Genomic DNA, 242 nt, shown 5'->3' on the forward strand with positions numbered 1-242 from the left:
GCCGGACGACATGCCCGCTCACCTTCGGACGGCGCTGACCGGCGTACAACTTTCGATTCCCGTGGTCGGCGGCCGGCTAGCGCTGGGGACCTGGCAGGGCATCTACCTGTTCGAGCATCGGCGCCGGCCGCACGAGCGTGAGGTCGTGCTCCATCTGCTCGGAGAGTGATTCGACTGGACTTGTTGGCGGCGTCGGCGCTTCGAAGCTTTGCGGGGACTGTCAGGCTGTCGGCGCCTGCGCG

At 67.8% G+C, this 242-nt stretch carries 1 protein-coding gene; it reads left to right on the forward strand.

All coding sequences use genetic code 11. The annotated features are described in order from the left end of the window. Positions 1-10: 10 nt before the first annotated feature. Positions 11-169 (forward strand): YjbQ family protein, encoded by a 159-nt coding sequence (locus SM755_RS24075; protein WP_323174892.1) that lies wholly within the window; start codon positions 11-13, stop codon positions 167-169. The last annotated feature ends 73 nt before the right edge of the window (positions 170-242 follow it).

Origin of the sequence: Natrialba sp. PRR66 (genome assembly GCF_034808065.1) — an archaeon.
GTDB classification, from domain to species: domain Archaea; phylum Halobacteriota; class Halobacteria; order Halobacteriales; family Natrialbaceae; genus Natrialba; species Natrialba aegyptia.